Source organism: Actinomadura darangshiensis (assembly GCF_004349235.1).
GTDB lineage: Bacteria > Actinomycetota > Actinomycetes > Streptosporangiales > Streptosporangiaceae > Spirillospora > Spirillospora darangshiensis.
The window spans coordinates 1-6,220 of the sequence record NZ_SMKY01000416.1 but is presented as its reverse complement, the minus strand read 5'-3'; the positions used below and the strand labels follow the sequence as shown (position 1 = coordinate 6,220).

The 6,220-nt window shown below is 71.9% G+C and carries 5 protein-coding genes; 2 read left to right on the top strand and 3 right to left on the bottom strand.

Annotated features, from left to right (window positions below; translation table 11 throughout):
* Positions 1-294 precede the first annotated feature (294 nt).
* Positions 295-987 (top strand): hypothetical protein, encoded by a 693-nt coding sequence (locus E1293_RS43250; RefSeq protein ID WP_207939453.1) that lies wholly within the window; start codon positions 295-297, stop codon positions 985-987.
* A gap of 31 nt (positions 988-1,018) precedes the next feature.
* Here the strand turns inward: E1293_RS43250 and E1293_RS43245 are convergent, their stop codons facing one another.
* Positions 1,019-1,729 (bottom strand): SDR family oxidoreductase, encoded by a 711-nt coding sequence (locus E1293_RS43245; RefSeq protein ID WP_132205370.1) that lies wholly within the window; start codon positions 1,727-1,729, stop codon positions 1,019-1,021.
* Positions 1,730-1,755: 26 nt separating this feature from the next.
* On the opposite strand from E1293_RS43245, the gene E1293_RS43240 reads away from it, so the two are divergent.
* Complete coding sequence (locus E1293_RS43240) at positions 1,756-2,205, top strand: SRPBCC family protein (RefSeq protein ID WP_132205368.1); 450 nt, start codon at positions 1,756-1,758, stop codon at positions 2,203-2,205.
* A 309-nt stretch (positions 2,206-2,514) separates the two neighbouring features.
* Here the strand turns inward: E1293_RS43240 and E1293_RS43235 are convergent, their stop codons facing one another.
* Positions 2,515-4,968, bottom strand: coding sequence for a GMC oxidoreductase (locus E1293_RS43235; RefSeq protein ID WP_132205366.1), 2,454 nt, complete (start codon positions 4,966-4,968; stop codon positions 2,515-2,517).
* A 38-nt stretch (positions 4,969-5,006) separates the two neighbouring features.
* Complete coding sequence (locus E1293_RS43230; protein WP_132205364.1) at positions 5,007-6,101, bottom strand: alpha/beta fold hydrolase; 1,095 nt, start codon at positions 6,099-6,101, stop codon at positions 5,007-5,009.
* Between the last annotated feature and the right edge of the window lie 119 nt (positions 6,102-6,220).

The window sequence follows — 6,220 nt, the reverse complement described above, 5'->3', positions numbered from 1 at the left end:
GGGCGACGCGGTGACCGTGGGTGTCACGTTGGGAGGCAGTACGGGATCCCTGCGCCCCGCGGTTCAACTGAGGCCGTTTCGCCGCGGATTTTCCGATTCATCCCTTACTTGTTCGCCACCTTTTCCTTACCTCGGCCACCGATGGAGTGTGCGCCGCGTCTCAGGTGCGTACGGGGCGGCGACGACCCCACCCGCGCCGGGGGACTCGCCAGGGCGACACTCACTCCACGCATTGGAGCGAATGAGGGCAGCAGGCCCATTCGCCCGACATGACCGAGGGGCGGAGTCGGCACAGTGAAGGAGAACGGGAAAGTACAGCTCAGCTACCGCCTGCTGCTGGCGGTGGACATCCAGGGGTACAGCAAGCGCGACACGAGCGAGCAGCTGGTCGCGCAGCAGCTGCTCTCCGACGCGCTGGACCGCGCCGCCAGCGGCGTCGGTCTCGACCGCGCCGGCTGGGACAAGCAGGTCGGCGGGGACGGCGAGCTCGCCACCCTGCCGGAGGGCGTCGACCCGGCGTCGGTCGCCGGCGACTTCGTCATCCGCCTCGGCCAGGCGCTGGCCGAGGTCAACCGGGACGCCGGCCGGTTCCGGCTGCGGGTGCGGCTCTCGCTGCACCACGGCACGCTGACGGCCGGGCCGTTCGGCCCCGCCGGCGACGCGCCCATCGTCGTCCAGCGGCTGCTGGACGCGATGCCGCTGCGCCGCCTGCTGACCGACGACGCGGACCGCGACCTCGCCTACGTCGTGTCGGACTCGCTGTTCGACGACGTCGTGCGGACGGGCCTGTGCGCCCTGCGGCCGGGGGCGTTCACCGCGGTCAAGGTCGCCGCGAAGGGCGCGACGTTCCGCGGCCACATCCTCACCGGCCGCGTCGCCGACGGCGACGCGGCCGGCGACGGCGCCGCGGGCGGGCGGAGCGGCCCGGGCGGCGGCGCGTCGTCGCACGCCCGCGTCCTGGACTTCCCGGCGCTCGCCGCCCGCTGACACCGCGCCGGGTCCCCGTGCACGCGGACCCTCAGCGGACCTGGCCCGACGGCCGCACCACGACCGAGTTGATCTCGACGCCCGCGGGCTGCGCCAGCACCCACGCGATCGACTCGGCCACCTGCTCCGAGGTCAGCGCCGGACCCTCGGGCATGCCGTTCTCCCGCGAGTCCCAGAACGGCGACTCGACCCGTCCCGGCGCGACGAGCGTGACGCCGACGCCGGACCCGGTGAGCAGGACGCGGGCGTTCTCCGCGAGCCCGGTCACCGCGGTCTTGGTGACCGAGTACATGCTGCCGGGGGTGCTCTTGATCCCGGCGACGCTGCCGACCAGCACGACCCGGCCGCGCGTCCCGCGCAGCGCGGGCAGCGCCGCCCGGATCAGCAGCGCCGGGCCGAGGACGTTGGTGAGCAGCATCGCCCGCCACTCCCCGGGATCGCCGTCGGCGAGGGTGTCGTGCGTGGAGTACCCGGCGTTGGCGACCACGTGGTCGAGCCGGCCGAACCTCCGCACCGCCGCGTCGACGGCCGCGGCGACCGCGCCGGGCTCGGAGGTGTCGCCGGGGACGGCCAGCAGCGCGTCCCCGGCCGCCGTCTCGGCGGCGAACCCCTCCAGCCGCTCGGCCGACCGCCCGGTGACCGCCACCCGGTGCCCCCGGCCGAGCAGGAGACGCGCCGCCGCCGCCCCGATCCCGCTGCCGCCGCCGGTCACGAGGGTGACGGGTCCGTCGGCTGTGCTCATGGCGTTCCTCACTGTACGTTGTGGCGATGATCGAGGTGTCCGCCACCACAACCGCCGCCCCCGAGGAAGTGTTCCGGCATCTGGCCGTGCCCGAGGCGTGGAACGCCTGGGGGAGGTTCCCCACACCGGCCAAGCAGACGCGCGAGGGCGACACGAGCGCCTACGGCGTCGGGTCCGTCAAGCGGATCTGGCCCGCCAGCGAGCAGACCGTCGCCTACGAGCCGTACACGCACTTCGGCTACATCGCGCTGTCCGGGCTGCCCGTGCGCCGCTACCGCGCGGACGTCCACCTGGAGGCCCGCGGCACGGGCACCTCCATCCGCTGGGAGGCGGCGTTCCAGCCGCTGATCCCCGGCACCGGGCGGCTGATCGGGGCCGCGCTGCGGCTCATGCTGAAGACGTTCGCCCGGCGCCTGCCCGCGCACGCCGAGCGGTGCCCGCCCGACTGCCCCGCCCGCCGCGCCGGCGACATATAAGCCGCCCTGCGGCGGAAGCGCATTCCGCAACAACCTCGGCCTCGCACAGGCCAGGTCACGGAGTGAGCCGCTAGGCGAGCGCAGTGGGCCTGGCCTGCAATAAGCAGGGCCGGTCTCTTGTGGGGGGACGACCCCCCACGCCCCCCGGAAGTGGCGTCCGGCCCGGCTCCCTCCGTTCCGCTGGCGCTCCACTCCGGGAACCGGGCCGGAGACCGTGCGACCCCCCGCACGGCCTCCGGCGAAAAGGTGCAGGCCGAGAGCACCCCGCAGTTCCCTCGGCCTGCACGACCTTGGCCCCCCATGGACCCCTCAGGCGGGATCCGGGCCGTAGACCTCCCACAGCTCGCCGGCGAAGAACCTCCCGAAGTCCAGGAGCTTGCCCGCCCCGTCCGGGCCCGACGTGCGGAACGTCGTCAGCTGCCGCGCGAAGTCCGTCAGCTGGATGTGCAGCACCCCCGCGCCGACCACATCCGCGCCGTCCTCCTCGTCCACCCCGACGTGGCCGTCCAGCAGCCGCACGTAGAGGGTGGAGGTGTCCGGCCAGATCCGCGTCGGCGGACCGTGCAGGACGTTCTTGTGCCCGGTCAGCGTCCGCCGCCGGCCCTCGCCGTCGGTGTAGAACAGCCGGTACTTCATCAGCCGCCGGTCGTCCTCGCCGTCGGCGACGAACAGGTTGAACGTGCCCTGCTCGACGGTGCGGCGCCCCCCGTGACCGGCGGCGTCGACCCATCCCTCGGCGGCCGCCTCGTGGTCCGGCTCGGCGAGGAACCGGTCGGTGTCGGCCGCGGTGATCGTCAGCCGGAACGACAGGTGCCGGCGCCCCTCCGCCAGCTCGCCGATCCGCGGGTCGCTCTCCCCGTAGCTGACGAACCCCTTCATCTCCTCGGTGAACGACAGCGACGTACGGTCCGGCGCCGCGGCGGACGGTCCCCGCCCCCCGCCGCGGCTCCCCGAAACCGGACCGTGCGCCGAGCCGTTCCCCGCCCCGTCCAGCGAGCCGGCTCCCCAAGCCGGCTCGGCCCCCGTGGCAGACGGGACGGTGGCGGCGGAACCGCCCGCACTCCGTTGTGCGGACGCGTCCTCCAGCAGCCGCGTGGCCAGCCGATCGGCCTGCGCGGCGATGGTGAGCGAGGGGTTCGGGCCCACCGGACCCGGCATCGCCGCCCCGTCGGCGATGTAGAGGCCCGGGAACCCGAACACCTCGCCGAAGGCGTCGCAGACGCCCTCGCCCGGGTGCGCGCCCATCGGGGCGCCGCCCAGCGGATGGACCGTGATGATGCGCTTGCGGAACCACATCGGGTTGTCGGCGTAGTCGGCGCCGAGCACGTCCGCGATCCCCTGCATCGTCTTGCGGACGCGGTTGAACAGCTCCTCGCTGGTCTCGGCCGACCAGTCGGCGCTGAGCCGGCCGTCCCTCAGGTGCAGCCGCCCGTCCGCGGTGTCGCGGCCCATGCCGAGCAGCGGCAGCGAGCTGACGGTGAGCGCGCCGTCCCCGATCAGGTCGGAGATCTCCTTGGACAGGTTGGTGTCCGGCGCGTCCCTGAAGTACTCGGTGAAGCGGTTCCACAGGAACTTCACCGCGCGCTCGAAGTCGTTGCCGACGTCGAGGCTGTCGACGATCCAGTCGGTGAACCCGGGGTAGCCGCCGTCCTGGATGTAGGCGCCGCGGCCCGCGCCGGGCACGCCGTCCAGCTCGTCCGGCAGCCGGATCGCCGTGGTGATCACCGGGCCGCGGCTGGCGTTCAGCGGCCGCACCCGGTTGCGGTCCTTGGCCCGCAGCAGGAACGTCAGCAGGTCGCCGTTGCCGCTGAACCGGGTGCCGAGCGCGTCGCTGAGGCCGGGGAACGCGTCCCGCGACTTCAGCAGCAGGAACGTCGTGCCGTAGGTGCCGGCGCCCAGGACCAGCCGATCGCAGGAGATCGTCTGGACGGGCGGCCGCCGCCTCTTGATCAGCCGGGGCGGGAGCTGCGGGACCCTGTGGTGGACGTAGTCGACCTCGTACCCGCCGCCCGGCCGCGGCCGGATCTCCTTCACCTCGTGGGAGGTGCGGATGTCGGCGCCGTGGTGCGCCGCCGCCGACAGGTAGGTGTGGTCGAGGCTGTTCTTGGCGCCCTCGTTGCAGCCGATGTCGCACTCGCCGCACAGCTTGCACGTGCGGCGCTGCACCTGCGGGCCGTGGACGCTGCCGTAGCCGGCGTCGGCGATGGGCAGGCTCACGCCGGGCGTGCCGCCCGGCTGGGAGGCGAAGCTGACCGCGAGCGGCGGCAGCGTGCAGTGCAGGCCGAGCTCGGCGGCCGCGTCCTGCATCGCGTGCGTCTTCGGGGTGTCGTCGAAGGGGACCTGCTCCAGCGGGTACGGCGTCGCGCCGAGCATCTTCTCGACCACGTCGTAGTGCGGGTCGAGGTCGGCGCGCGAGACCGGCCACGACTCGTATCCGCCGCCGGGGATGGGCTGGTCGTGGACGAACCAGTGCTCGTCCTTGCGCAGCAGCACGTTCGCGTAGATGAGGGAGCCGCCCCCGAGGCCCGCGGACACGACCGAGTCGCAGCCCTTGAAGCCCCACACGTCGAACATCCCGTACAGGCCGGCGGCCGGATCCCAGAACGCGCGCCCCATCTCGGCGGGCGACCGCGGGAACGAGCCGGGCGGGTACGGCTGCCCGCGCTCCAGCAGGACGACCCGCTGCCCGGCCTCTGCCAGCCGGTACGCGGTGACGGATCCGCCGAAGCCGGATCCGATCACGACGGCGTTGACATGTTCCATGGGTCAGCCTGCCTTCCGCTGCCTCGTGTCGGTCTTCCTCATGAGGAGTGGCGCTTGAGGAAGTCGACGACACGCGGGAAGACGTCGATGTGCGAGTTCTTGCCGATCAGGGGGTCGAGGTGCCCGTAGCCGGGCAGCAGGGCCAGTTCGTGCCGTCCCGGCGCGGCCTTCTCCAGGATCTTGTGCAGGTGGATGTTGGAGTCGGTGAAGACCCGGTTGTTGCCGGGGGCCAGCAGCAGCATCGGCGTCTGCACGTCCGCGGCGTTCTCCAGGTAGTTCTCGGGGAGGCGCCTGTAGCGCGGGTTCTGCGGGGCGTACTTCACCGAGTGCCCGGCGTTGACCATCTTGCGGACGTGCCGGTAGTAGTTCAGCCCGGACGCGGCGCAGATGTCGGCGACGCGCTCGTGCGTCTCGGGAAGCAGGTTGGCGTGCTCATACATCGCCGGCTTGCCCGCGCCCCACTGGAAGCTCTGCATGTGGCAGGAGCGCGTGCTGCACTCGTTGTGGAACAGCGAGACCAGGCGCGACAGCATCCACGGGCGGGTGAAGCGCGGCGCGTTGCCGAACCGCGGGTCGAGGAACGGCAGGCCGAACACGTACTCCAGGAACCAGGTGCCGGGGCCGAGCTTGACCTTCGACCACGCCGGCACCCGCGGTGTCAGCGAGACGCTGTTGCAGGTGAGGGTGGCGATGTCCTCGACCATCCCGGCGAACAGGCTCATCGAGAACGACACGGCGCCCAGGCAGTGCGCGAAGACGTGCAGCTTCCGGTCGCCGATGTGCTTGCGCAGCTCCGCGATCGCGGGCGGGAAGTCGAACAGCGCGATGTCGTCGAGGGTGTAGCGGTGCGTCTCGGTGTCGTACGGGTACCGGCCGCTCATCCGGAAGTCCAGCGCCCAGACGTCGGTGAAGCCGTTGTCGAGCAGGTGCGAGGCCAGGTTCTCGATCTCCGGCATGATGAACAGGTCGCTGGAGGAGGTGAGGCCGTGAACCAGCAGGACGACGTTGTCGCTCTCCTCGCGCAGGAACCGCGTCAGCTGCAGCCCGAGCCCGTCCTCGGTGGTCACGGGATACGTCGAAACGTTCGCATCCTTGACGCCCTCAAGAGTGAACCGAGGGATCAACTGGGTCATGTCCTTCACCTCCCTTTCCCGCAGCAATGATGGGGTGACCTGCTGATACACAACATCGTGGTAAACCCTTACTTCTTGCACGGAACCCTGGGGAACACGTACTGAGACGTTGATACGGA

Excerpts from the sequence above, each read along its gene's own strand:
- E1293_RS43245 (WP_132205370.1), bottom strand. The coding sequence starts at position 1,729 with ATGAGCACAGCCGACGGACCCGTCACCCTCGTGACCGGCGGCGGCAGC.
- E1293_RS43240 (WP_132205368.1), top strand. The coding sequence starts at position 1,756 with ATGATCGAGGTGTCCGCCACCACAACCGCCGCCCCCGAGGAAGTGTTC.
- E1293_RS43230 (WP_132205364.1), bottom strand. The coding sequence starts at position 6,101 with ATGACCCAGTTGATCCCTCGGTTCACTCTTGAGGGCGTCAAGGATGCG.
- E1293_RS43235 (WP_132205366.1), bottom strand. The coding sequence starts at position 4,968 with ATGGAACATGTCAACGCCGTCGTGATCGGATCCGGCTTCGGCGGATCC.